This is a genomic window from Enterobacter sp. JMULE2, from assembly GCF_013337145.1.
Classification (GTDB): domain Bacteria; phylum Pseudomonadota; class Gammaproteobacteria; order Enterobacterales; family Enterobacteriaceae; genus Enterobacter; species Enterobacter mori.
In genome coordinates this window covers 631,184-655,924 of the sequence record NZ_SGWD01000010.1, presented here as the reverse complement: position 1 = coordinate 655,924, position 24,741 = coordinate 631,184, and the positions used below count along the sequence as shown (strand labels likewise).

The following is a 24,741-nucleotide window of genomic DNA, read 5'->3' as shown; positions in this document are numbered from 1 at the left end:
ATGCGCCATGCTGTCGTTACCGGAGCCAGCTCGGGCATTGGTGAGGCGATCGTTAAACGTCTGCTGGCTGAAGGCTGGCAGGTGACCGGACTAAGCCGACGCCCCGTCACGCTGGAAACGCCCAGCTTCACCAGTCTGAACGTTGATATCAGCAACCCTGATGCGCTGATGGCCATATTACAGCCCCTCCCTCCGCCTCACGCGGTGATTCATGCTGCCGGAATGATGGCTGCCGCGCCTCTGGGGCTGCTGGAGTCTGCTACGGGTGACGCACTCTGGCGACTGCACGTGCAGGCGTGTGAAGTACTGTTTAACCACTTCGCACCCCGCATGGCGTCCGGAGGGCGGTTGGTGGCGATAGGCAGCAGAACGTCACGCGGCGCAGCCGGACGTTCCCAGTATGTCGCCACCAAAGCGGCAATAGTTGGGATGATCAGAAGCTGGGCCGCCGAACTGGCCCCACGAGGGATTACCGCGAACGTGGTCGCTCCCGGTGCCACCCAAACGCCAATGCTCAGTTCGCCGGGGCGGGAAACCTCCCCGCCGAAATGTCCGCCGTTAGGGAGGCTTATCAGGCCAGAAGAGGTCGCCGGGTTGGTCAACTTCCTGTTGAGCGAAGAGGCCGCCGCCATTACCGGGCAAGAGATTGCGATCTGCGGCGGCGCATCGCTCAGCTAGCGCAAAAAGATCCGTCCTTTCAGATACAGCGTCGCCTGCCCGCCAATCAGCACGCGGTCGCCCTTTAACTCGCAGCGCAGATCCCCGCCACGGGCTGACACCTGGCGGGCATTCAGTGACGTTTTACCCAATTTTTCGCTCCAGTACGGAATCAACATGCTGTGCGCCGATCCCGTCACCGGATCTTCCGGCACGCCTTCACCCGGACAGAAGAAGCGGCTGACAAAGTCATACGCGTCCCCCGGTGCCGTGACGCAGACCATTTTATCCAGCGGGATCATTGCCGCGATATCCGGCGTTAAGGCTTCTACCTGCTGCTGGCTTTCCAGCACCACCATGTAATCGCGCCCTGCGCGGACCTCTTTCGCGCCGCTGATGCCCAGCGCGCTGAAGAGTAACGCGGGCGGATTGTCGACAACCTCCGTCGACCATGCCGGGAAATTGAGCGTCAGCCAGTCTCCGTTGCGCTTCACCGTCAGGTCGCCAACAAAACGCGTCGAGAAGGTGATTTCGGTATGCGGGTAGTCGAGATATTCAAAAATGACGTGGGACGCCGCCAGCGTCGCATGTCCGCAGAGGTTAATTTCATCAAGCGTGGTAAACCAGCGCAGCTCAAAGCCGTTATCCGTACGCACGAAGAAGGCCGTTTCCGACTGGTTATGCTGCTTCGCCATGTTGAGTAGCGTCTCATCCGGAAGCCACTCTTCCAGCGGGCAAACCGCCGCCGCATTGCCACCAAACGCCCTGTCGCTGAAGGCATCTACCAGATAAAAATCAATTTCCTGCATGTCTCTTCCTCTTTTTTCTAGCGCAGAAATACTGTGCCTTTCAGATATAGTGATGCCTGGCCGCTCATCATCACGCGCGAGCCTTTCAGTTCGCAGCGCACATCGCCCCCACGGGCCGACACCTGGCGCGCAAACAGCGTCGTTTTCCCCAGCGTTTCACTCCAGTAAGGAATGAGCATCGTATGCGCAGAGCCGGTGACAGGATCTTCAGGTACGGCAACCCCCGGTGAGAAGAAGCGGCTGACGAAATCGTACTCACCCTCCCCACGCGCGGTGACGGCAACCTTGTGTTCACCTGGCGTCATCGCGGAATAGTTTGGCATCACGGCTTCCACCTGCTCACGATTTTCCAGCACCACCACCCAGGCGCGCCCCTTTCGGGCCTCAACGTAGCGGTTGATCCCCAGCGCGGCGAGCATCTCTGGCGGCGGGGTCAATTCCTGCGACGGACAGGCCGGAAAATCGAGCGTCATCCAGTCACCTTCCCGGCTGACCGTCAGGCGGCCCGAGGCGGTCTCAAAGTGAATGCGCGAGTCCGGGTAGTCCAGCTCGTTAAACAGCACATACGCAGCGGCAAGCGTCGCGTGTCCGCAGAGATTGACCTCGGTTAAGGTGGTAAACCAGCGCAGCTCAATCCCGCCTTTACTGCACACGAAGAACGCGGTTTCGGACTGGTTATGCTGCTGCGCCATGCTGAGTAACGTCTCATCCGGTAGCCATGCCTTAAGCGGGCAAACCGCCGCCGGATTACCACCAAATGAGGTATCACTAAACGCATCTACCAGATAAAAATCAATCTCCTGCATCGACTTACCGCCTGTTATCGTTGTGTTGTTCTTTATCTTCACGGAAAACCTCGCCCGCCGCTACCGCTGTGGCACGGTAAATCTTGTGATTTAGGTCACATTATGGTTGAGTTTTCGCCGTTTAAAGCTTTAAGATCGTCTCCTCATCGTTAATCAATCCCAGACATCTTTATGACAACAAACACGGTTTCCCGCAGGGTCGCGTGGCTACGTGTGGTCACGCTCGCCATCGCTGCGTTTATTTTCAATACCACTGAATTTGTTCCGGTTGGGCTGCTGTCTGACATAGCCGACAGCTTCCAGATGGAGACGGCGCAGGTGGGCATTATGTTGACCATCTACGCCTGGGTGGTGGCGCTGATGTCGCTGCCGTTTATGCTGCTGACCAGCCAGATGGAGCGGCGAAAGCTGCTGATTGGCCTGTTTGTGGTCTTCATCGCCAGCCATGTGCTGTCATTCATGGCGTGGAATTTTACGGTGCTGGTCGTTAGCCGCATCGGTATTGCCTTTGCCCACGCGGTGTTCTGGTCGATTACCGCGTCGCTCGCTATTCGGCTGGCACCGGCGGGGAAACGCGCGCAGGCGCTGAGCCTGATTGCCACCGGTACCGCGCTGGCGATGGTGCTCGGCCTGCCGATTGGCCGCATTGTCGGGCAATACTTCGGCTGGCGTACCACCTTCTTTGCCATCGGCATGGGGGCGCTGATCACGCTGGTCTGCCTCATCAAGCTGCTGCCAACATTGCCGAGCGAACATTCCGGCTCGCTGAAAAGCCTGCCGCTGTTGATGCGTCGCCCGGCGCTGATGAGCATTTATTTACTTACGGTAATTGTGGTCACCGCCCATTACACGGCCTACAGCTACATTGAGCCGTTTGTGCAGGTTGTGGCGGGCTTTAGCGCCAATTTCGCCACGGTTCTGCTGCTGATTCTGGGCGGCGCGGGCATTATCGGCAGTATTCTGTTTGGTAAGCTCGGCAACCAGCATGCGTCTACGCTGGTGAGCAGCGCCATTGGCCTGCTGCTGGCGTGCCTGCTGTTGCTGATGCCTGCCGCGGGCAGCGAAAGCCATCTGGCGATCCTCAGCCTGTTCTGGGGCGTAGCAATCATGATTATCGGTCTGGGCATGCAGGTGAAAGTGCTGGCGCTGGCACCGGATGCCACGGACGTCGCGATGTCGCTCTTCTCGGGAATTTTCAATCTGGGGATTGGGGCGGGCGCGCTGCTGGGAAATCAAATCAGCCTGCACGTGTCGATGTCGGCGATTGGCTATCTGGGGGCGATCCCTTCGCTGGTGGCGCTTATCTGGTCGCTGCTGATCTTCCGTAAATGGCCGGTGGCGCTCGAGGAACAGCGCCAGCACGGGTGAGCCTTCTTGCCGGGTGGCGGCTTCGCCTTACCCGGCCTACAAACCCGTGATAACGTAGGCCGGGTAAGCGCAGCGCCACCCGGCAATAACCTCAGTGGTAAGTCTTAATAATTTCCAGCACGCCGTTAATAATAAACTGCACGCCCATACACACCAGCAGGAAGCCCATCAGACGGGAAATCGCTTCAATCCCGCCCTTTCCTACCCAGCGCATAATCGCACCGGAACTGCGCAGGGATGCCCACACGATAATACCGATAAGCGCGAAAATCAGCGGTGGCGCAACCGTCAGCACCCAGTCCGGGAAGGTGGAGCTATCACGCACCGTTGAGGCGGAGCTGATGATCATCGCAATCGTTCCCGGCCCCGCCGTACTCGGCATCGCTAAGGGGACAAAGGCGATATTCGCGCTTGGCTCCGTTTCCAGCTCTTCGGATTTGCTGGCCGCTTCCGGTGATTCATGCGCTTTTTGCGCGGGGAACAGCATACGGAACCCGATAAAGGCCACAATCAGCCCCCCGGCGATACGCAGGCCTGGAATCGAAATCCCAAAGGTGTTCATCACCAGCTGTCCGGCGTAATAAGCCACCATCATGATGGCAAATACATAGACAGAGGCCATCATCGACTGATGATTGCGCTCTGCGCTGTTCATGTTCCCTGCCAGCCCCAGAAACAGCGCCACCGTCGTTAACGGGTTCGCCAGCGGCAGCAACACCACCAGCCCGAGGCCAATTGCTTTAATCAAATCCAACATAGTGCGTCGTTGTCCTTATCCATATTCATCCCCGCAATTATAGGGTGAAAGTGTGTCCTTCAGCCATGACCACAACGTAACCATTATTTTCTCACTGCAATGATAACCCTGCGTTATGTATATGATTTGAAAGCACTCAAAAAAAGTTCATGAAACGTTTTAGCAATTCGTGGCATCCGTCGATTCATTCAGTTGACTTATACTTGCCTGAGCAATAATATCTGCCGTGACTAAACTACTTGCCAGGGCAACCATTGTGAAAAGCACCAGCGATCTCTTCAACGACATCATTCCACTGGGCCGTCTTATTCACATGGTTAACCAGAAAAAAGATCGCCTGCTCAATGACTATCTGTCACCGCTGGATATCACCGCAACACAGTTCAAAGTGCTGTGTTCCATTCGCTGCGAAGTGTGTATCACGCCGGTTGAGCTGAAAAAGGTGCTCTCTGTCGATCTGGGTGCGTTAACCCGCATGCTGGATCGTCTCGTCTGCAAAGGATGGATAGAACGAAGCCCTAACCCGAATGACAAACGCGGCGTGCTGATCAAACTGACCAGCGACGGCGCGGCCATGTGTGAGCAATGTCATCAACTCGTAGGACAAACACTGCATCAGGAACTAACAAAAAACTTAACGGCAGATGAAGTGGCAACGCTTGAGCTTTTGCTTAAGAAAATACTGCCGTAAACAGAAAAAGAGGTATGACGATGTCCAGACGCAATACTGACGCTATCACCATTCATAGCATTTTGGACTGGATCGAGGACAACCTGGAATCGCCGCTCTCCCTTGAAAAAGTGTCAGAGCGTTCAGGTTACTCAAAATGGCACCTGCAACGGATGTTCAAAAAAGAGACCGGTCATTCATTAGGACAATATATTCGCAGCCGCAAGCTGACGGAGATTGCTCAAAAACTGAAAGAAAGCAATGAGCCGATCCTTTATCTGGCGGAGCGTTACGGATTTGAATCGCAACAAACCCTGACGCGCACGTTTAAGAACTACTTTGATGTGCCGCCTCATAAGTATCGTATCACCAGCATGCCGGGTGAATCCCGATATCTCTATCCGTTAAAACACTGTAGTTAAACAACGCCTGTAAAGACGTACCGAGGAAATCATGAAAGTTACCGTCTCCGCCGCCCTCGCCTTGCTGGTGCTGTTTTCCAGCCAGACCTTCGCGGAGCAAACGCCCAGTGCAACGCAGCAAAATAATCGTGACACGATGATTTTGCCGTCAGCACATGACCAGTCACCTTTTGATTTCAACCATATGGGGGCTGGTAGCGACAAATCCGACGAATTAGGCGTGCCGTATTACAATCAGCACGGCTTCTGATTCGTTTTGCCCCGCCTCTGCGGGGCTTTTTTGTGCCCTAATTTCGTACTCGCGCCGCCCGACGGACGCGCAAACCAAACACGTTGATGTAGAGTCCACCCATGATCAGCACCGCGCCAAAGAGCTGCAGCGCGCTGAGTTTTTCATCCAGCAGCAACGCCGCGCTGGCCAGCCCCACCACGGGTACCAGCAGAGACAGTGGCGCCACCCGCCAGGTTTCGTAGCGACCCAGCAGCGACCCCCAAATGCCATAGCCGATAATCGTGGCGACGAACGCCAGATAAATCAGCGACAGGATAGTTGTGAGATCGATCTCGACCAGGCTTTTCAGCATCAGATCCGGGCCGTCCAGAATAAACGATGCCGCCAGAAACGGGATTACAGGGATCAGCGCACTCCACACCACCAGAGACATCACCGCCGGGCGCGCCTCGTGCTGCATAATCAGCTTGTTGAAGATGTTTCCGCAGGCCCAGCTCAGCCCTGCCGCCAGCGTGAGCATAAAGCCCAGCAGGGCCACATGCTGACCGTTCAGGCTGGCTTCAATCAGCACCAGCACGCCAAACACCGCCAGCGTGATCCCCGCCAGCTGTTTACCCTGTAAACGCTCACCAAATACAAACGCGCCGAGAATAATGGTAAAGAACGCCTGCGCCTGCAGAACCAGCGAGGCCAGACCGGCGGGCATGCCGAACTTAATGGCGCAGAAGAGAAACGCAAATTGACCAAAACTGATGGTCAGGCCGTAGCCCAGCAGCAATTTCAGGGGGATTTTTGGACGCGCCACGAAAAATAGCGCCGGGAATGCCACCAGCATAAAACGTAAACCGGCCAGCATCAGCGGAGGCATATTGTGTAACCCCAGCTTGATGACCACAAAATTAAGCCCCCACACTACGACCACCAGCAACGCCAGCAGCCCGTCTTTACGCGTCATACCCTGCCCCTGAATTATTAATAATTTGTTAACACTTCAAGGTAACAGAAAAAATAGCACCACGAGAAGATCATTAATTCTGGCAGTCAGGCGAAGCACTTAGGGATAAATTAGGCGCTATACAAGCCCCTTATGTCGTGATACTCCTTTTATAACACAACAAAAAAAGCATAAGCATTTGTCGGGCAGGAATATGAAACCATCTCTCAGGCGCTCTACCGCAGCGCTGCTGGCATCGTCATTGTTATTAACAATTGGTCGAGGGGCAACGCTGCCGTTTATGACCATTTATCTCACGCGCGCGTATAGCATGAGCGTCGAGAATATCGGTTATGCGCTGACCATTGCGCTGACCATTGGCGTCGTGTTCAGCTTAGGGTTTGGTATTCTGGCCGATAAGTTTGATAAAAAGCGCTATATGCTGATCGCCATTGTGGCGTTTATTGCGGGCTTTGTGGCCATTCCGCTGGTGAATAACGTCACGCTGGTGGTGCTGTTTTTTGCGCTGATCAACTGCGCCTATTCCGTCTTTTCGACGGTGCTGAAGGCCTGGTTCTCCGACGTGCTCACCACGAGCCAAAAAGCGCGCGTCTTCTCGCTGAACTACAGCTTCCTGAACATTGGCTGGACGATCGGACCGCCGATAGGCACCCTGCTGGTGATGTACAGCCTGCAACTCCCGTTCTGGCTGGCGGCCTTTTGCGCCGCACTGCCGCTCGGCTTTATCCATTTCTTTGTGCAGAAAAGCGTTGCGCTGGATACCGCCGAGGAGAAGATGCCCTGGCAGCCGTCGGTATTGCTGAAAGACCGCGCCCTGTTCTGGTACACGCTGTCAGGCCTGCTCGCGTCATACGTCGGCGGATCGTTCGCGACCTGCATTTCGCAGTATGTACTTGCCGCGCACGCAGACAGTGATTTCGCCGAAAAGGTGGTCGCCGTGGTATTGCCCGTCAACGCCGCCGTCGTGGTGACGCTGCAATACGCCCTCGGGCGTAAAATTTCAGCCAGCAACATTCGCCCGCTGATGACCGTTGCCACCCTGTTTTTCATCGTGGGTCTGGGCGGGTTTATGCTCTCCGGTGAAAACCTGGTTTACTGGGGCATCGCTGCCGCGATCTTTACTCTCGGGGAAATTATCTATGCACCGGGGGAATATATGCTGATCGACAACATCGCCCCGCCGGGAATGAAGGCGAGCTATTTCTCCGCCCAGGCGCTGGGCTGGCTGGGCGCGGCGGCGAACCCGATGATCACCGGGCTCATCCTGACCCATCTGCCGCACTGGTCATTGTTTGTGATTATGATGGCCGCCATCGTCATTGCCTGGCTGATGATTTTGCGTGGGATGAGCGTGAAAGCGTGGTGCGACGCGCCCAAAGTCGCGTAGCCATGTAGGCCGGGTAAGGCGAAGCCGCCACCCGGCAACAACAACAGCAAAAGCAACCACTTAGTGGTGCAACATCTCTTCAACCACCTGTTCTTTGTACATCTCGTTCGGGTAGTACGTCGGCCAGTTATCCATCTCTTTCAGCAGCGCCTCGTGGGAGGTATTGCCCATGAAAAGATGGAAGTGTGAAGAGGCTTTCGGTCCAATGATATGGTCGCTGAACTGAACAAACTTCGGTGCCTTGCTGCTGGCATCCTTACACTCAAATAGATAGCGAACGCCTTTTTTCCCCGAGGCGTAGGTCAGGATTTTGTAGCCGCTGTAGTCGTAGTGACAGCGGCTTACCGTTTCCCCCTGGTGGAATTCCATCACGTTATTTTCGATGCCGATAGATCCCACGTCCGTTGCGTAGCCCGTCCGGTAATAGGCTTTCACCGCCTCAACGGATTTGTGGTCCTTCTCCGCTTTCTTCTTAAATACCGGATCGAGCGAACCGTCCAACAGGAACGGATAGACGGATTGCCAGGTGCCGTCCCAGTCAGACAGCTTTCTGTCCTTCACGTCTTTATCCTCAAACACGCCGTTCGCCGCCTTCTGTTCCGCCTCGGTCATCTGGTGACCGTGCGAATGGGCAAACAGCTGGCCGCTGACCAGCAGCGCCCCCAGAGTCATGGCAATTTTTCCAATATGTGCAGCCAAAACAAAACCCTCATTCCGTTTTATAAGAATGATGATGTTATATTATAACATTTCAGATCGCAACCAGACCGCGAACGCCCTCCTGCTCCATATTTTCACCACGCCCCTGCTGAATAATGGTGCCGCGCGACATCAGCAGATAGCTGTCGGCCAGCTCGGCGGCAAAGTCGTAAAATTGCTCAACCAGCAGAATCGCCATATCGCCGCGATCCGCTAGCGAGCGGATCACCTGCCCAATCTCTTTGATAACCGATGGCTGAATGCCTTCCGTCGGTTCATCGAGGATCAGAAGCTGGGGACGGCTTGCCAGCGCGCGTCCTATCGCCAGCTGTTGCTGTTGTCCCCCGGAGAGATCGCCCCCGCGGCGGTGTTTCATCTCTTTTAACACCGGAAACAGCTGCCAGATCTCATCCGGCACCTGCTTCGCGTCGCGGGCGGAAAAGCGTGACAGCCCCAGCAGCAGATTCTCTTCAACGGTTAAGCGCGGGAAAATCTCACGCCCCTGCGGGACATACGCCACGCCAGCGCGCACCCGCTGGTGCGGCTTGCTGTGGGTGATTTTCTTGCCCTGCCAGACGATGTCACCGCTTTTCGCCGGGATCAGCCCCATCAGACACTTCAGCAGCGTGGTTTTACCGACGCCGTTGCGCCCCAAAAGACAGGTGACCTCGCCGCGAAGAGCCTGAAAGCTCACGCCGCGCAGAATATGGCTGCCGCCGTAGTATTGATTCAGTTCGTTAACCTGTAGCATTACGGCTCCTTAGCGTCCCAGATAGACTTCAATCACCTGCTCGTTGGCCTGTACCTCACGAAGCGAGCCTTCTGCCAGCACGCGCCCCTGATGCAGCACCGTCACCCGATCGGCGATGGTTTCCACAAACCCCATGTCATGTTCCACCACCATCAGAGAGTGTTTACCCGCCAGCGTTCTGAACAGTTCTGCGGTGTATTCGGTTTCCGCGTCCGTCATTCCGGCGGCGGGCTCGTCCAGCAGCAGCAGATGCGGATCCTGCACCAGCAGCATACCGATCTCCAGAAACTGTTTTTGCCCGTGAGAAAGCAGCCCGGCGCGGCGGTCGCGCTCGCTGCTGAGCCGCAGAAGCACCAGCATTTCATCAATGCGATCGACCTGTTCGCCGTTTAGCTTTGCCCGCAGACTCGCCCAGACGGATTTGTCGGTTTTCATTGCGATTTCGAGGTTTTCCCACACCGTCAGCGCCTCGAACACCGTAGGTTTCTGGAATTTACGCCCGATCCCCTGTCGGGCAATAGCGGCGGGATCGAGCAGGGTCAGATCGACAGACTGGTCATAGCGCGCTTTGCCGCTTTGAGGCCGCGTTTTGCCCGTGATAACGTCCATTAACGTCGTTTTGCCCGCGCCGTTAGGCCCAATTACGCAGCGCAGTTCGCCCACGCCAATATTGAGCGTGAGATCCGTCAACGCCTGAAACCCGTCAAAATTGACGTTGATGGCCTCAAGCTGTAACACGGGATCGGTCTGTTCCCGGTAGCGGTCACCGGGCAGCTGCCGGGTGAATAATCCGTCAGATGGCTGCATTATTTCTCCCCCTTACGCAACAGGCCGTAGACGCCGCGCGGCAAGAACAGCGTGACGGCGATAAAAATCAGCCCCAAAAACAGCTGCCAGTACTCCGGCATCGCGACAGTGAAGAAGCTCTTGGCGCCGTTCACCAGCGCTGCGCCAATCACCGGACCGACCAGCGTGCCGCGCCCGCCCAGCGCCACCCAGATCGCGGCTTCAATCGAGTTGGTCGGTGACATTTCGCCAGGGTTGATAATGCCCACCTGCGGGACGTACAGCGCACCCGCCAGACCGCACAGCACCGCGGACAGCGTCCACACCAGCAGCTTGAACCCGCGCGGATCGTAACCGCAGAACGTCAGGCGGTTTTCCGCGTCACGCACCGCTGTCAGGATGCGGCCAAACTTGCTTTTCGCCAGTGCAAATCCTGTGCCTAATGCCAGAATCAGCAGCAACACGGTCGCCAGAAACAGCGCGATGCGCGTGGCGGTCTCCGTCACCGGGAATCCGAGCAGGGTCGTAAAACCGGTAAAGCCGTTATTGCCGCCAAAACCGGTCTCGTTACGAAAGAACAGCAGCATGCCCGCGTAGGTCAGCGCCTGGGTCATGATAGAAAAATAGACCCCTTTGATTTTTGAGCGGAAGGCAAACCAGCCAAACACCAGCGCCAGCAATCCCGGAACCATCACAATCAGGACCAGCGCCCAGGCAAAGTGCTGAGTGCCCCACCAGAACCACGGCAGCTCGCTCCAGGAGAGAAAGGACATGAACGCAGGCAGACCGTCACCCGCCGCCTGGCGCATCAGGTACATCCCCATCGCATAGCCGCCAAGGGCAAAGAAAATGCCGTGCCCCAGCGAGAGCATGCCTGCGTATCCCCACACCAGATCGAGCGCAACGGCCACGATGGCATAGCAGAGGATCTTGCCAATCAGCGTCAGCATCCAGGTCGAAAGCGCCAGGGGATGCGTGGCGGGCAGCAGCGCGAAAAACGGTAAGATCAGCAGACACGCCACCAGCAGGCTGCCCGCAATCTGAGTCGTGCGCGGCGCTTTACGCGCCATCGTTAAGGTAAGTGGCTGGCTCATCAGTCAGTAATCCTCCCTTTTAAGGCAAAGAGTCCCTGAGGGCGTTTCTGAATAAACAGAATGATTGCCACCAGAATCAGGATTTTGCCGAGTACCGCACCCATCTGCGGTTCGAGAATTTTGTTGAAAATCCCCAGGCCAAACGCCGCCGCCACGCTGCCGGCCAGCTGGCCCACGCCGCCCAGCACCACCACCAGGAACGAGTCGATGATGTAGCCCTGGCCCAGCTCCGGCCCCACGTTCCCCAGCTGGGAAAGCGCCACGCCGCCCAGACCGGCAATGCCGGACCCCAGCCCAAACGCCAGCATGTCGACGCGCCCGGTAGGCACCCCGCAGCAGGCAGCCATGCTGCGGTTTTGGGTCACCGCGCGGACGTTCAGGCCAAGACGGGTTTTATTCAGAATCAGCCAGGTGAAGAACAGCACCATCAGCACAAAGCCCAGCACCACAATGCGGTTCCACGGCAGCGTCAGGTTGGCGAACACCTGCACGCCTCCGGAAAGCCAGAACGGGTTTGCCACCTCCAGGTTTTGTGCCCCGAACGTCATGCGTACCAGCTGGATAAGCATCAGGCTGATCCCCCATGTCGCCAGCAGCGTTTCTAGTGGACGTCCGTAAAGATGGCGGATCACCGTGCGCTCGAGAATCATCCCGATGCCCGCCGTCAGGCAAAAGGCCACGGGCAGCGCAATAACCGGATAAAGCGCCAGCCACTGGGGCAGAAATTGCGCCATCACCTGCTGCACCATCCAGGTGGCATACGCCCCTAACATCAACATTTCACCGTGCGCCATGTTGATGACGCCAAGCAGTCCGTAGGTGATCGCCAGCCCCAGCGCAGCCAGCAGCAGGATAGAGCCCAGAGAAAGCCCCATAAATGCCTGCCCGAGCAGGTCGCCCCACATCAGACGGTGCTGAATGTGGCTCAGGCTCTCGGCGGCGGCCGCACGCACCTTCGCATCTGGCTCCGTTTGCGGATGGGTAAACGGCGTGATTTTTGCCTGCACGTCCGGGTCGTCGGATTGACCCAGCAGTTCAATAGCCTGAAGACGGGTCTCCGCCAGTGGACTGGCAAGCTGGAGGTTCGCCAGCGCCAGCAGCAGGGACTGCCGCGTCACATCATCCGTTTCGAGGCTGACCCGTTTTTGCAGAAAACCGAGCATATCTGGCTGGATATCCCGCTGGAGCTGTCGGGCTGCGCCTCGCCTTTCTGTGACACGGTCACTTATTAGTTGATGTGTTGCCAGGGCAGTCGCCGCCAGCACACGGAGTCGGTTGGTCAGGCGTACGGCTTTGGTAGCGCCTTCTGCCGCCGTTGCCGCCCCGAGCGGCACCATCTCGCCGCCGTGCCTGGCAAAGGCATGCTTCTGGCCGTCGATAAACAGGCTTTCAGCTTGCAGCGCCTGAAGCAGCGGCATCCTTGCCGCATCCGGTGAAGCCGCCCACGCGGTCAGCATTGCTGCTTGCTGCGTGCGGTTAGCAGCAACAAAGTTATCGGCATCCGATGCCTGCGCCATCCCTGGCAGCAGTCCGGTAAGCCATACAAGAGCGATGAACATGCGCATGACGTTCATGACGTTTCTCCCTGCGGTAATGGCTTAGTTACTGGCGGTTTTCATCGGCTGGTCAGGCTTTTTGTCATTTCCGGCGATGAACGGGCTCCACGGCTGGGCGCGCACCGGCGCGTCGGTTTGCCAGACCACGTTAAACTGGCCGTTACCCTCGATTTCCCCAATCATGACCGGCTTGTGCAGGTGGTGGTTGGTGGCATCCATGGTGAGCGTAAACCCGGACGGCGCTTTAAAGGACTGGCCCGCCATCGCGGCACGCACTTTATCCACGTCGGTGGTGCCTGCTTTTTCGACGGCCTGCGCCCACATGTGAATGCCCACATAGGTGGCTTCCATCGGATCGTTGGTTACGACGGTATCGGCATTCGGCAGCTTGTGCGCTTTGGCGTAGGCTTTGTAATCCGCCACGAAGGTCTGGTTGGTTGGGTTATCCACGGATTCGAAGTAGTTCCACGCCGCCAGGTTCCCCACCAGCGGTTTGGTGTCGATCCCACGCAGTTCCTCTTCACCGACAGAGAACGCCACAACCGGAACATCGGTAGCCTTCAGGCCCTGGTTAGCAAGCTCTTTGTAGAACGGCACGTTGGAATCGCCGTTGATGGTCGACACCACCGCCGTTTTACCGCCTGCAGAGAATTTCTTAATGTTGGCTACGATGGTCTGGTAATCGCTGTGACCAAACGGGGTGTAAACCTCTTCAATGTCTTTATCCTCAACGCCTTTTGAGTGCAGGAAGGCACGCAGGATCTTGTTGGTCGTACGCGGGTAGACGTAGTCCGTGCCCAGCAGGAAGAAGCGCTTCGCCGCGCCGCCGTCTTCGCTCATCAGGTACTCCACCGCCGGGATCGCCTGCTGGTTCGGCGCCGCACCGGTATAGAAGACGTTCGGCGACATCTCTTCACCTTCGTACTGAACCGGGTAGAACAGCAGGCCGTTCAGCTCCTCAAACACCGGCAGCACGGATTTGCGCGACACCGACGTCCAGCAGCCGAACACCACCGCCACCTTATCCTGGCTGATGAGCTGACGGGCTTTCTCGGCAAACAGCGGCCAGTTCGACGCCGGGTCAACCACCACCGGCTCCAGTTTCTTGCCCAACACACCGCCTTTGGCGTTGATCTCATCAATCGTCATCAGGGCAACGTCTTTCAGAGGTGTCTCGGAGATCGCCATCGTGCCGGACAGCGAGTGCATAATTCCCACTTTGATGGTATCGGCAGCCTGCACGCCAAAACTCATTCCCATCGCGACCACGGAGGCCGACAGTGCAAAAGCTTTTAACAAGGTACGACGGTGCATATTTTCACTCCTGAAAAGAAAGCTGTGCGAAAACGTCCGATACCGCAGGGACGCAGATAAACAAGGTGTCAGCTTCAGGAGAGCAAAAAGGATGCCAGAATGGAGAAAGCGGAATGGCGGGAGATGAGGCGCGGGTTGTAAAGAGAACGACTCAGAATGAATCAGCGCTGCACTTTTATAATGCAGCGCTGGAGGAGGCTTACCAGACTTCGCTGGCGATCTGCGTCACCAGACGCACTTTGTCCCACTGCTGGGATTCGCTCAGGCTGTTGCCCTCTTCTGTCGAGGCAAAGCCGCACTGCGGGCTAAGGCAGATTTGCTCCTTCGCCACGTATTTCGCCGCTTCTTCCAGACGCGCCTTCACCCCTTCCGGGTTTTCCAGCTCGCCGTTCTTGGTGGTGATAAGGCCCAGTACCACCTGCTGCTTGCCCGGACGCACGAAACGTAATGGCGCAAAGTCGCCGCTTCGGTCGTTGTCGTATTCGAGGAAGAACGCGTCAACGTTGACCGTCCCGAAAAGCACCTCGGCCACTGGCTCATAGCCGCCTTCGGAAATCCAGGTCGAACGGAAGTTACCGCGACAAACATGCAGCCCGATGGTCAGATCGTCAGGCTTGCCTTCGAGCGCTTTGTTCAGCACGCGGGCATAGATCCGCGCCAGTTCATCGGCATCATCGCCGCGCTCGCGGATCTGGCGTCGCTGGTCGTCCGAGCAGAGATAAGCCCAGACGGTATCGTCCAGCTGCAGATAACGACAGCCCGCGTCGTAAAATGCGCGGATGGCATCGCGCCAGGTGGTCGCCAGATCGTCAAAATAATCAGCCAGATCGGGGTAAACCGTGGCGTCGATATCTTTACGTCCCCCGCGGAAATGCAGCACGCTCGGGCTTGGAATGGTCATCTTCGGCTGCGCGTTCCCGCTGATGCTTTTCAGGTAGCGGAAATCATCAAGCATCGGGTGCTCGCCAAAGCCCAGCTTGCCCGTCACGCGAACGCCGTGGGCTTTCGTCTGCACGCCGTTGAACTGAATGCCCTGCTGTGAATCGTAACGCTCCACGCCCTGCAGGCCGTCGAAGAAATCAAAATGCCACCAGGCGCGGCGAAACTCACCGTCAGTGACGACGTGTAGCCCGCAGGCGCACTGCTGCTCGACAACATGGCGGATGGCCTCATCTTCTACCGCACGAAGCTGCCCGGCATCAATCTCACCGTTGGCAAATTTCTGGCGAGCCTGCTTGATGGCATCCGGGCGTAAAAAACTGCCAACTACATCGGCGCGGTACGGGGCGTGTTGTCGCTGCATGGAAATCTCCTCTGTCTGTCGGCAATGGTTGCCAACAGTGATAATTCATCATTTGAATCTTTAGACTTCTGGATGTCTAAATGTCTAAAAAAGATGTCATATCTGCCGCATTCCGGCAAACGAGAAAATTTCACCTGTGTTGAAAAAAATTCATCTTCACAGCGAAACGGGCGATCCTTCATGAGCAAACGTGAACCCTTCGTCTTCCCACCCGGTAATCCCTCCGAGCATGATTTTTACCTGCAGCCCAAGGCGTGCGAGCTTAAGCGCGGCCCTGTCTGCACCGTTACAGTGAGGCCCGGCGCAATACACGACAAACAGCGTACCGGCAGGCCATTGCGCCATGCGCTCTGCGGAAATCTGGCTCCAGGGTAAATGCAGCGCGCCGGGGACGTGGCGACGGGAAAACTGCTCTGCTTTACCCACCACGTGCAGCAAAACAAAGTCCTGTTCACTGTTTGCAATGGCATGATGAACGTCAGCACAATCGGTCTCGACGCTCAGCCGACGCAGAAAATGGGCAACGGCTTCCTGCGGTTCTGCTGCCGGGATTTCAGTAACATAGCTCATGATCCTTCCTCATCTTGGGTGTTTGTGTTAACACTACTCTATCCAGAAATTCAGCCAGTGAATGCGTCCGCGTATGCCAGAAAACAGCAAAAAGATGACAAACTTAAGACAGGTTTCTCCTCCCAGAGTGGTCGTTCTGGCCTATGACGGTTTGTGTACCTTTGAGTTTGGTGTGGCCGTGGAAATCTTCGGTCTGCCGCGCCCGGAAATGGGCGAGAGCTGGTATCGGTTTGCGGTTGCAGGCGTGGATGAAGGCGAGTTACGGGCAACGGGGGGCATCCGTATTCTGGCCGATGGCGATCTGAGCCTGCTTGAGCGTGCAGATTTAATCCTCGTGCCGGGCTGGCGCGGTATTGATGCCGCCGTACCGGACGCGCTTTGTGATGCCTTACGCCGGGCCAGCGCGCGCGGGTGCCAGCTGTTGTCCATCTGTTCAGGGGTCTTTGTACTTGCCGCTACCGGACTGCTTGACAGGCGCAAAGCCACCACGCACTGGCGCTACATTGAGGCGCTTAAAACCCGTTATCCGGCCATCGACGTGGTTGAAGATGTCCTGTATCAGGACGAATGCGATATTCTGACCTCTGCGGGCAGCGCTGCGGGAATCGATTTGTGCCTGCACGTGGTGCGTCGGGATTACGGAATGGAAGCGGCAAACCGCGTGGCGCGGCGTCTGGTTATTCCGCCGCATCGGGACGGTTCGCAAACCCAACAGTTGAGCCGTCCAGTTGCCCAGCTGCGGGAAAGCCAGCGTCTGGGCCAGCTGTTTGATTTCCTGCACCAGCATCTGGCTCTGGCGCACACCGTGGACTCCCTGGCGCGTCGGGTTGGCATGAGTCAGCGCACCTTTCTGCGGCGCTTTCAGGACGCCACCGGGACCACGCCCACGCGCTGGCTGTTGAATGAACGCCTGCTGCGCGCCAAAGATTACCTTGAAAACAGTAAATTAAGCATCGACAGCATCGCTGAACAGACCGGATTTGGCCAGGCCGCTACCCTGAGGCACCATTTCCGGCAGCATTACGCCCTTTCCCCGGCACGGTACCGTAAACAGTTCGCCCGCGCGGGCTGAATACGGGCAAAAAAAAACCGCCATTAGCTGGCGGTAAATGCTTGCATGGATAGATTTGTATTTTGGTATCTACGTTCCCGACATTCCATGCCGGGGTGCGGATCCCGTACAACCTAACACCATGAGACTCAACGAAAGGTAAACAGACCGCTTAACCTGCCTGGGTGTTTATTTGCAGGTAACGCATCAGTCCCTGTTCCGCACTCTGTTTAGCATCATCGTTAATCGCTTCAAGATAAAAAGAGCGTGATACGCCATAGGGCGCCTTTTCGGAAGGATATACGGCAAACTGGAATGACTTCCCTTTTGCCTGATTGGTGCAATCTAATTCCCAGCGCTGCTCGCTCTTTTGGCTGCTAATACACGCCACACGACCGTAATCGCTGGTTAAATAGGAGCCCACACGGGATTCGGCCGACTGGATATATTCCGGGGCGCCAGTACGGGTATAGCCTATCCCTGCAACTGCACCAACAGAAACCACCACGAGCGCAATAGGTAATATTTTTTTCATTTAATCAGACTCATTCCTTAGCCAGAGGAATACCATTATATAGGATTATTCTACTTTTTGGTGAGTCGGAGACATATCAAATTTGGCAGGGGTAATGTAATTCAGTTTAATCCTAAAATAGAGACGAATCTGCCCTTTCTTTTTTCAGGATGTTACCACTTCACTATTTATACACATTTATTGCGGGTATAGAGTACGGATTCTGACAATTCCTTTTCGTTAATTTGAACTTCCGAATAATAACCCAAAGAAATTACCTGCATGATAGCCGTGAATTGTCATTCTGCGGTGAACGAATGTTTAGAAAAGAGTTATCACTCATTATGCTGGTCTGTGCACTGTTTTCCGGGCAGCTGATGGCCGGGCACAAAGGACATGAATTTCTGTATGTGAAGAGTGTGGAGCATCAGCTTCGGCATGAAGCCGACAGCGATGAGCTGCGTACCGCAGCGGAGGAGTCAGCGGAGGGTTTGCGCGAACACCACCAGTGGCAGAAATCGCGCAAACCAGATACCCATTTTCGCTAGTTAGCTGCCTTTACGCTTAGGCAGGGTCTTCATCAGTTCATCGGGGCTGACTGACGCCACGACGCTGCCGGGCTGCGGCATCTTAAAGATGTGATTTTTCATTTTACCGATGACGTGCATTTCACACGGGCGGCAGTCGAACTTAAGGGTCAATACCTCGTCGCCGTTCACCAGCTGCATTGGCGTTGCTTTCCAGCTCTTGATATTTCCCTTCGCCTGTTTCGGACACAGGTTAAACGCAAAGCGCAGACAATGTTTGGTGATCATCACCGGCACATCGCCCTTCTCTTCATGCGCTTCATAGGCCGCGTCGATCAGCTGCACGCCGTGGCGGTGATAAAATTCACGCGCTTTGTGGTTGTAGACGTTCGCCAGGAAGGACAAGTGCGTATCCGGATAAACCGGCGCGGGCACCGCTTCGGCTTTACGGCTACCGCGCGGGTAGTTCGCCAGACGTGCTTCATCCAGCATGTCGGCCGTTTCACGGCGGAACTGGTTGAGCAGACTGTTGGGGACAAACAGCGCATCCGGGAGATTCACGTCGATGTGACGGGCGTAATAAATCGTCTGTCCCAGTTTCGCCACCCCGTCCTTCAGGCTGTTCAGTGCTTTTTCCGCGTTGTTTGCCACCTCGAACAGGCCATCGAGCGTATGCGTCACGCTGATACCGTCTTCGCAGGTCATGGTCAGGATCAGCTGTTCTTCCCAGCCGCCGAGCTCAATATCTACCGCAATGCGACGCTCGCTGGAGGTTTTCAGCAACGCCTGCTGCCAGTTATGGTCAAGGTTACGGTTCAGCGCCGCGTTCGATCGCGCTTTGTAGAGATCCGCTGGCATCTCGTTTGGCCAGACGCGATAGCGATTTTCGCCGGATTTTTCTACGGTATTGGCGCGGAAGCCCACGACTTCACGCTTGATCATCACGTTCAGGCCGTCACCGTTCGCCAGCGGCTCCGTCACTTCTACGTCCAGATGATCTTTCGCCACTTTCAGCACTTCGCCAACCGGTAAACCGATAAACTTCGGCGAGTCGAACGCGCCGATATCCCCTTTACGGGCATTCACAAAGTAGTCGGTGCTGCCGCGATGGAAGGTTTTATCCGTCGACGGAATAAAGAAATGCTCTGTACGCCCGGCGGAAGCCCGCGCCAGGTCGCCGCGATCGTCGATGATGGCGTCCAGCATCTGGCGATAGTGCGCGGTGATATTCTTCACGTAGCTCATATCTTTATAGCGCCCTTCAATCTTGAAGGAGCGCACGCCCGCGTCAATCAGCGCGCCAAGGTTAGCGGTCTGATCGTTATCCTTCATGGACAGCAGGTGTTTTTCGAAGGCCACCACGCGGCCCTGATCGTCTTTCAGGGTGTACGGCAGACGGCAGGCCTGCGAGCAATCGCCGCGGTTGGCGCTGCGCCCGGTCTGCGCGTGCGAAATGTTGCACTGGCCGGAATAGGCGACGCACAGCGCGCCATGGATAAAGAACTCGATGGTCGCGTCCGTGGCCTGGTGAATATCGCGGATTTGGTTCAGGTTCAGCTCTCGCGCCAGCACGATCTGCGAGAACCCGACGTCAGAGAGGAATTTCGCTTTTTCTACCGTGCGGATGTCGCACTGGGTGCTTGCATGGAGTTCAATGGGCGGAATATCCAGCTCAAGAACGCCCATATCCTGAACAATCAGGGCATCCACGCCGGTCTGGTAGAGATCGGTAATCAGACGCTGCGCTGGCTCCAGTTCATCATCATGAAGGATCGTGTTCAGGGTCACGAACACTTTCGCCCCAAAACGGTGGGCGAACGGCACCAGCTCGGCAATATCGCTCAGGCTGTTGCTGGCGTTATGGCGGGCACCGAAGCCAGGGCCGCCAATGTAGACGGCATCGGCACCGTGAAGGATCGCTTCACGGGCAATGGCGGCGTCACGGGCCGGGCTTAAAAGTTCAAGATGATGGGATTGCAGGCGCATACTTCGTCGTTATCCGTTATGGTCAAAATGGCGGCTATTGTAGTCAGAAGTATGCGTCAGCGAAACAGTTTTGCGTAGCCTCAGCGGGGATAATGAATAAGGGAGTGAAAATGCACCGTCCGGGCGCTGCTGTTGCGGTAGGCGTGCGGTTTATCCCCCGCAAAACGCACCCCGGCGTCAGCGTGGATCGTGCGCCACTCGCCGTCGATGTTCATCTCCAGTTCGCCGCTAATCACCACCACATGTTCAATGACGCCTGCTTCATGCGGCGTGGATTCGCTCAGCGCGCCGGGCGCAAGGGTTATTGAAAAATGGTCAAACCTTAGCGTCTCATCCCACGGAAATAACGGTTTCACAACCATCGCCTGCTGCTGGGGATCAAACACGGCCTGCCCGTCCGCCTCTGGTGCGATGAAGGCAGAAAAGGGTACGTTCAGCCCGGTGGCGATTTTCCACAGCGTCGACACCGTCGGGCTGGATTCATTGCGCTCAATTTGGCCCAGCATGGCCTTTGACACGCCCGTCTCTTCTGCCAGCTTCGACAGGCTCCAGCCGCGCGCCTGGCGCTCGGTTTTCAGGGTATGAGCAAGATGTTGTGTAATTTCCATGGTCCCTCCAGATACCCATATAGCATACCACTTGTACGCTATAACGCACAGTGGTACTTTATACCGGACGCTATAACGCACAACGGAGTTTTTTTATGCGCCCTTCAACTCATCTCTTTCCTGCCGTCCTTGCCGGATTTGTTGCCGTACTGGTGGGGTATGCCAGCTCGGCAGCCATCATCTGGCAGGCCGCAGCGGCGGCGGGCGCAAATGCGCACCAGATTGCGGGCTGGATGACCGCGCTGGGCATTGGGATGGGCCTCAGCACCCTTGCGTTATCGTGGTGGTACAAAGCCCCGGTACTCACCGCCTGGTCAACGCCCGGCGCGGCGCTGTTAGCCACCAGCCTCAACGGCGTGACGCTTGCCGAAACCATCGGCATTTTTATCTTTGCCAACGCGCTCATTTTACTGTGCGGCGTGACCGGCCTATTTGCCCGCCTGATGAAGCTCATCCCCCATTCCCTTGCCGCCGCGATGCTGGCAGGCGTGCTGCTGCGGTTTGGCCTGCAGGCGTTTAGCAATCTCGACGGGCATTTTCTGTTGTGCGGGAGCATGCTGGCGGCCTGGCTGATGGCCAAAGCCTTTGCGCCCCGGTACGCCATTGTCGCCACGCTGCTGGTGGGTAGCGCAGTCGCATGGGCGGGAGGTGACGTTGTCACAAGTGATATCGCCCTTTCTGTCGTTATGCCGCAATTTATCGCACCGGCGTTTACCTTCACCAGCCTGCTGAGCATCGGCGTGCCCTTCTTCCTGGTCACCATGGCCTCGCAAAACGCGCCGGGGTTCGCCACGATGAAAGCATCGGGCTATCCGCTGGCGGTCTCACCGCTGATTATCGTGACGGGCGGGCTGGCGCTGCTGTTATCTCCCTTCGGCGTGTTCTCCATCTGTATCGCCGCCATTACCGCCGCCATTTGCCAGAGCCCTGATGCCCATCCGGATGCGGGTAAACGCTGGCTTGCCGCCGCGGCTGCGGGCGCGTTTTATCTCCTGGCGGGCATTTTTGGCGGATCGATCGCCGGATTAATGGCCGCATTACCGCTCAGCTGGATCCAGACGCTTGCCGGTCTGGCGCTGCTCGGCACCATCAGCGGGAGTTTGTATCAGGCATTGAATCACGAGGCGGAACGCGACGCGGCGATCGTCACCTTTCTGATGACCGCCAGCGGGGCAACAATTCTGGGGATTGGCTCTGCTTTCTGGGGGCTGGTGCTGGGTGGCCTCTGTTACGCCGTGTTTTCACGCCGTCGCCGCGCGTAGCTGTGACGGGGTTATCCCCATGATGCTGCGAAAACGGTTGCTGAAGTGGCTGGCGGAGTTAAACCCGCAGGCGAGTGCGATATCCGTAAGCGGCGTGTTGGTATGCTGCACCAGCGCTTTGGCTCTCTCCATACGGCGCTGCATAACGTACTGATGCGGAGCCAGCCCCATCGACTGACGAAACATTCTTGCAAAGTGATACTCGCTCAGCGCAGCCTGATCGGCGAGATCGGCCAGCGTCAGCGGCTGGGAGAGATGCTCTTCGATAAATGCCAGCACGTTTCGCAGCACAAACGGCGACAGCCCGCCGGTGACGACCGGCAGCTTCCACTGCACGCTGGCGTAATTCTGGAGCAGATGCGTCAGTAAAAGCGTAGAGGCGGTGCTGAGGGCTAGCTGATTCGCTTTTTGCTGCCAGTCGCAGCCAAGCAAAAACTGGCGATAAAGCGCGGTGATTTTCGGATCGCTGCCGAAGATTTTCTCATCAAGCGTCAGCGACAGCGGGCGTTTATCCCAGATTTTTTCGCCAACATCGCGCAAATGTTCATCGGTACAGTACAGATGAACAAATGACAGGTCATCGCGGATATCCCACGTCGATTCGCTCTCTTTCGGCATCAGGCAGAAACGGTCCGGACCGCCGCCATTCCTCCAGCCGCCCGGCGTTTTTTGGTAGCTTTCGTAACCATCGGCCACGTACAGGCTGAGGGTATGGTGATTGCTTTTTACGGTGATCGTATCGTGCTTGTTGTACCACGCCGCCAGTTGAATACCGGAATTAAGCGCGACCGTTTCCCGGAGCACTGCATTCTGTTGGCGTAGCGTTTCAAAGGTATCGTAAGCGTGAGACATAGCCGTGAACGGATGGTTGATCAGACCCTCAGTCTAAGAAGTGTTGTCGCGCGATGCCAGCCTTCGCGCAACAAAAAAGCGCAAGAATTTGCAAGTCCAGCGCAAGAGGATGAAAGCAGCCCAGCGCCAGACGGGTCAGACTGTGCTTTTCGCGGTATGAGAAGAGAGAAACAATGAACGCATTGCTCTATGGACTGGTGGTCGTGATATGGGGAACGACCTGGATTGCAATTTTTCTGCAGCAGGGACCGGTCGCGGCCCCGGTGTCGATTTTCTGGCGCTTTGCCGTGGCCACCGCCACGATAATGATCGTCTTACTTGCCCTTCGCCGTTTGCGTAAGATGGCCCTGCGGGATCACCTCTTTTGCCTGCTGCAGGGATGCTGCGTTTTCTGCTTCAACTTCTGGTGCTTTTACGCCGCCGCCGCGCACATCAATACCGGCCTGGAGTCGGTGATTTTCTCCATGGCGGTGCTGTATAACGCCATTAACAGCTTTATTTTCTTCGGACAGCGCCCGCCCGCTCGTTTCTGGACGGCCGCCGCGCTGGGCCTGGTCGGGATCATCACCCTCTTCTGGGACGACCTGCTGGCAAGCGGCTGGAGCGCCTCTTTACTGACGGGCATTGGCCTGTCGGCGCTGGGCACCTACGGATTCTCACTGGGTAATATGATCAGCATGCGCCACCAGCGTAACGGTCTGGAGACCATGACCACCAACGCCTGGGCGATGCTCTACGGTACGCTGGTGATGGGCGGTATTGCGCTCGTCAGAGGGGACAATTTTATGCCGGAGTGGACGGTAAGCTACATTGGTGCGCTGCTCTATCTGGCCCTGTTTGGCTCGGTGATTGCCTTTGGCGCCTACTTTACGCTGGTCGGACGCATCGGTCCGGGTAAAGCCGCCTACAGCACCCTGCTGTTCCCGCTGGTTGCGCTCTCTATTTCGACGATCTACGAAGGATACGTGTGGCACGTAAATGGGATTGTTGGGCTACTGCTGATTTTGGGCGGGAATATGGTGATGTTTACGAAGCCAGAAACCTGGTACAGACGACTGAGAACGGCATAAAAATAGGCCTGCATCGCTGCAGGCCCTGATTCATTATTTCGCTGTTTTATGCACATCAAACATGGTGGCATCTGTCGCCATGTCATCCACAACTTGCTTCAGCGTTGCGAAGCCCATTGGCGTATTTTCGTTAGCCAACTCTTTCCCTTCGCCTTTACGCACCACTTTCATGACGGTTTTGTTCGTTGCCGCATCAATCAATTCACCTTCGAAGAACAGGTGCGTATCCATGGTGCGGTGACCGGTTGCCATCTGCGTACCCGCTACAACCAGCGCGACAGGCACCACTTCATAGAACTGCAGGCCTTCTTTTTGCGAACTCACGCCGGTGATGGCCCCGCGGAAGATCAGGCTGTGTTTGCCCGGCGTCGACACAACAGGTTTACGCTGACCAATTGCCGTTTTCATTTTGGTATTGGTATAGGCCAGGAGCTCATCAAGCGTTTTTTGACCAATCTGAGTCGTCGGTTTTGGCGCCGGATAATAGGTTATCGGCGTCCAGAGAATGCTGTCGTAATTGGCTTCGTTATACGAAGGATCAACCCAACGCAGCGTTGGTTTCCCCGTCGCGGACGTCGTTTGCTGCAAGCCTGAATAATCTTTTAAAAAGCCTGAATATTGTTCGGGAGCGGCAACTTTCGATGCACAGCCCGCCAACGCCAACAGACCAGAAAGCACTGCAACTTTAAAAAAAGTGTGAGTACGCATGATGGTATTCCATGTTATCTGCAAGTA

At 56.4% G+C, this 24,741-nt stretch carries 27 protein-coding genes; 10 read left to right on the top strand and 17 right to left on the bottom strand.

Annotated elements, in window-relative coordinates; all coding sequences use genetic code 11:
• A complete protein-coding gene (locus EXW94_RS04010) occupies positions 1-678 on the top strand; it encodes an SDR family NAD(P)-dependent oxidoreductase (RefSeq protein ID WP_174339539.1) in 678 nt (225 codons plus the stop codon).
• Here the strand turns inward: EXW94_RS04010 and EXW94_RS04005 are convergent.
• Positions 675-1,466 carry a PhzF family phenazine biosynthesis protein gene (locus EXW94_RS04005; RefSeq protein ID WP_174339538.1) on the bottom strand — a complete coding sequence of 264 codons (792 nt, stop codon included), beginning with the start codon at positions 1,464-1,466 and terminating at the stop codon, positions 675-677. The genes EXW94_RS04010 and EXW94_RS04005 overlap by 4 nt on opposite strands.
• Before the next feature lie 17 nt (positions 1,467-1,483).
• Entirely contained in the window at positions 1,484-2,272 is a 789-nt protein-coding gene (locus tag EXW94_RS04000) for a PhzF family phenazine biosynthesis protein (protein ID WP_174339537.1), read from the bottom strand.
• A 171-nt stretch (positions 2,273-2,443) separates the two neighbouring features.
• On the opposite strand from EXW94_RS04000, the gene EXW94_RS03995 reads away from it, so the two are divergent.
• A complete protein-coding gene (locus tag EXW94_RS03995; RefSeq protein WP_108417488.1) occupies positions 2,444-3,640 on the top strand; it encodes a sugar transporter in 1,197 nt (398 codons plus the stop codon).
• Positions 3,641-3,731: 91 nt separating this feature from the next.
• Here EXW94_RS03995 and EXW94_RS03990 read toward each other — a convergent pair whose 3' ends face one another.
• Complete coding sequence (locus tag EXW94_RS03990) at positions 3,732-4,397, bottom strand: MarC family NAAT transporter (protein WP_010431105.1); 666 nt, start codon at positions 4,395-4,397, stop codon at positions 3,732-3,734.
• Positions 4,398-4,653: 256 nt separating this feature from the next.
• Here EXW94_RS03990 and marR point away from each other — a divergent pair, with 256 nt between their 5' ends.
• From marR to marB, 3 genes are read left to right on the top strand one after another with little or no spacing between them, the layout of a single operon-like run.
• Positions 4,654-5,088, top strand: a complete 435-nt coding sequence (gene marR / locus EXW94_RS03985; protein WP_010431103.1) for a multiple antibiotic resistance transcriptional regulator MarR — start codon at positions 4,654-4,656, stop codon at positions 5,086-5,088.
• Positions 5,089-5,108: 20 nt separating this feature from the next.
• The gene (marA, locus tag EXW94_RS03980) at positions 5,109-5,489 is read left to right on the top strand and encodes an MDR efflux pump AcrAB transcriptional activator MarA (RefSeq protein ID WP_001303241.1); all 381 of its coding nucleotides are present in this window, start codon (positions 5,109-5,111) and stop codon (positions 5,487-5,489) included.
• Positions 5,490-5,520: 31 nt separating this feature from the next.
• Positions 5,521-5,739: a multiple antibiotic resistance protein MarB gene (marB, locus tag EXW94_RS03975; RefSeq protein ID WP_010431092.1), complete on the top strand. Its 219-nt coding sequence runs from the start codon at positions 5,521-5,523 to the stop codon at positions 5,737-5,739.
• Positions 5,740-5,776: 37 nt separating this feature from the next.
• On the opposite strand, the gene eamA is transcribed toward marB, so the two are convergent.
• The gene (gene eamA, locus EXW94_RS03970; RefSeq protein ID WP_108417489.1) at positions 5,777-6,676 is read right to left on the bottom strand and encodes an O-acetylserine/cysteine exporter; all 900 of its coding nucleotides are present in this window, start codon (positions 6,674-6,676) and stop codon (positions 5,777-5,779) included.
• Positions 6,677-6,869: 193 nt separating this feature from the next.
• On the opposite strand from eamA, the gene ydeE reads away from it, so the two are divergent.
• On the top strand, positions 6,870-8,063 hold the full coding sequence (gene ydeE, locus EXW94_RS03965; RefSeq protein WP_174339536.1) for an efflux MFS transporter YdeE: 1,194 nt from the start codon (positions 6,870-6,872) through the stop codon (positions 8,061-8,063).
• A gap of 60 nt (positions 8,064-8,123) precedes the next feature.
• On the opposite strand, the gene zinT is transcribed toward ydeE, so the two are convergent.
• The 8 genes from zinT to EXW94_RS03925 all read right to left on the bottom strand — a co-directional run bounded on the left by zinT (position 8,124) and on the right by EXW94_RS03925 (position 16,136).
• Positions 8,124-8,762 carry a metal-binding protein ZinT gene (gene zinT / locus EXW94_RS03960; protein ID WP_010431084.1) on the bottom strand — a complete coding sequence of 213 codons (639 nt, stop codon included), beginning with the start codon at positions 8,760-8,762 and terminating at the stop codon, positions 8,124-8,126.
• 52 nt (positions 8,763-8,814) lie between these two features.
• Complete coding sequence (gene urtE, locus EXW94_RS03955) at positions 8,815-9,513, bottom strand: urea ABC transporter ATP-binding subunit UrtE (RefSeq protein WP_089598469.1); 699 nt, start codon at positions 9,511-9,513, stop codon at positions 8,815-8,817.
• Between the two features lie 9 nt (positions 9,514-9,522).
• Positions 9,523-10,320 carry an urea ABC transporter ATP-binding protein UrtD gene (gene urtD / locus EXW94_RS03950; RefSeq protein ID WP_010431077.1) on the bottom strand — a complete coding sequence of 266 codons (798 nt, stop codon included), beginning with the start codon at positions 10,318-10,320 and terminating at the stop codon, positions 9,523-9,525.
• Positions 10,320-11,393 carry an urea ABC transporter permease subunit UrtC gene (gene urtC / locus EXW94_RS03945; RefSeq protein WP_010431075.1) on the bottom strand — a complete coding sequence of 358 codons (1,074 nt, stop codon included), beginning with the start codon at positions 11,391-11,393 and terminating at the stop codon, positions 10,320-10,322. The genes urtD and urtC overlap by 1 nt, the downstream gene beginning before the upstream one ends.
• Entirely contained in the window at positions 11,393-12,967 is a 1,575-nt protein-coding gene (gene urtB, locus EXW94_RS03940; RefSeq protein WP_174339535.1) for an urea ABC transporter permease subunit UrtB, read from the bottom strand. Before urtB ends, urtC begins: the two co-directional genes overlap by 1 nt.
• Before the next feature lie 24 nt (positions 12,968-12,991).
• A complete protein-coding gene (urtA, locus tag EXW94_RS03935) occupies positions 12,992-14,263 on the bottom strand; it encodes an urea ABC transporter substrate-binding protein (protein WP_089598465.1) in 1,272 nt (423 codons plus the stop codon).
• Between the two features lie 199 nt (positions 14,264-14,462).
• The gene (locus tag EXW94_RS03930; RefSeq protein WP_126544653.1) at positions 14,463-15,566 is read right to left on the bottom strand and encodes a cobalamin-independent methionine synthase II family protein; all 1,104 of its coding nucleotides are present in this window, start codon (positions 15,564-15,566) and stop codon (positions 14,463-14,465) included.
• A gap of 156 nt (positions 15,567-15,722) precedes the next feature.
• Positions 15,723-16,136: a rhodanese-like domain-containing protein gene (locus EXW94_RS03925; RefSeq protein WP_174339534.1), complete on the bottom strand. Its 414-nt coding sequence runs from the start codon at positions 16,134-16,136 to the stop codon at positions 15,723-15,725.
• Between the two features lie 73 nt (positions 16,137-16,209).
• On the opposite strand from EXW94_RS03925, the gene ftrA reads away from it, so the two are divergent.
• A complete protein-coding gene (ftrA, locus tag EXW94_RS03920) occupies positions 16,210-17,208 on the top strand; it encodes a transcriptional regulator FtrA (protein ID WP_174339932.1) in 999 nt (332 codons plus the stop codon).
• Positions 17,209-17,359: 151 nt separating this feature from the next.
• Here the strand turns inward: ftrA and EXW94_RS03915 are convergent, their stop codons facing one another.
• Positions 17,360-17,722 carry a hypothetical protein gene (locus EXW94_RS03915; protein ID WP_010431056.1) on the bottom strand — a complete coding sequence of 121 codons (363 nt, stop codon included), beginning with the start codon at positions 17,720-17,722 and terminating at the stop codon, positions 17,360-17,362.
• A 296-nt stretch (positions 17,723-18,018) separates the two neighbouring features.
• Here EXW94_RS03915 and EXW94_RS03910 point away from each other — a divergent pair, with 296 nt between their 5' ends.
• Positions 18,019-18,249, top strand: a complete 231-nt coding sequence (locus EXW94_RS03910; protein ID WP_108417495.1) for a DUF2554 family protein — start codon at positions 18,019-18,021, stop codon at positions 18,247-18,249.
• Here the strand turns inward: EXW94_RS03910 and EXW94_RS03905 are convergent, their stop codons facing one another.
• Complete coding sequence (locus EXW94_RS03905) at positions 18,250-20,214, bottom strand: U32 family peptidase (RefSeq protein ID WP_174339533.1); 1,965 nt, start codon at positions 20,212-20,214, stop codon at positions 18,250-18,252.
• 80 nt (positions 20,215-20,294) lie between these two features.
• A complete protein-coding gene (locus tag EXW94_RS03900) occupies positions 20,295-20,822 on the bottom strand; it encodes a helix-turn-helix domain-containing protein (RefSeq protein ID WP_100166686.1) in 528 nt (175 codons plus the stop codon).
• A gap of 95 nt (positions 20,823-20,917) precedes the next feature.
• On the opposite strand from EXW94_RS03900, the gene EXW94_RS03895 reads away from it, so the two are divergent.
• Complete coding sequence (locus EXW94_RS03895; protein ID WP_174339532.1) at positions 20,918-22,084, top strand: benzoate/H(+) symporter BenE family transporter; 1,167 nt, start codon at positions 20,918-20,920, stop codon at positions 22,082-22,084.
• Here EXW94_RS03895 and EXW94_RS03890 read toward each other — a convergent pair.
• Complete coding sequence (locus tag EXW94_RS03890; protein ID WP_042713790.1) at positions 22,064-22,936, bottom strand: AraC family transcriptional regulator; 873 nt, start codon at positions 22,934-22,936, stop codon at positions 22,064-22,066. The two genes, EXW94_RS03895 and EXW94_RS03890, sit on opposite strands and share 21 nt — an antisense overlap.
• A gap of 173 nt (positions 22,937-23,109) precedes the next feature.
• Between EXW94_RS03890 and EXW94_RS03885 the strand changes: the two genes are divergently transcribed.
• On the top strand, positions 23,110-24,006 hold the full coding sequence (locus EXW94_RS03885) for a DMT family transporter (protein ID WP_108417499.1): 897 nt from the start codon (positions 23,110-23,112) through the stop codon (positions 24,004-24,006).
• A gap of 33 nt (positions 24,007-24,039) precedes the next feature.
• Here the strand turns inward: EXW94_RS03885 and EXW94_RS03880 are convergent, their stop codons facing one another.
• Positions 24,040-24,714: a DUF3313 domain-containing protein gene (locus EXW94_RS03880; protein WP_010431033.1), complete on the bottom strand. Its 675-nt coding sequence runs from the start codon at positions 24,712-24,714 to the stop codon at positions 24,040-24,042.
• Between the last annotated feature and the right edge of the window lie 27 nt (positions 24,715-24,741).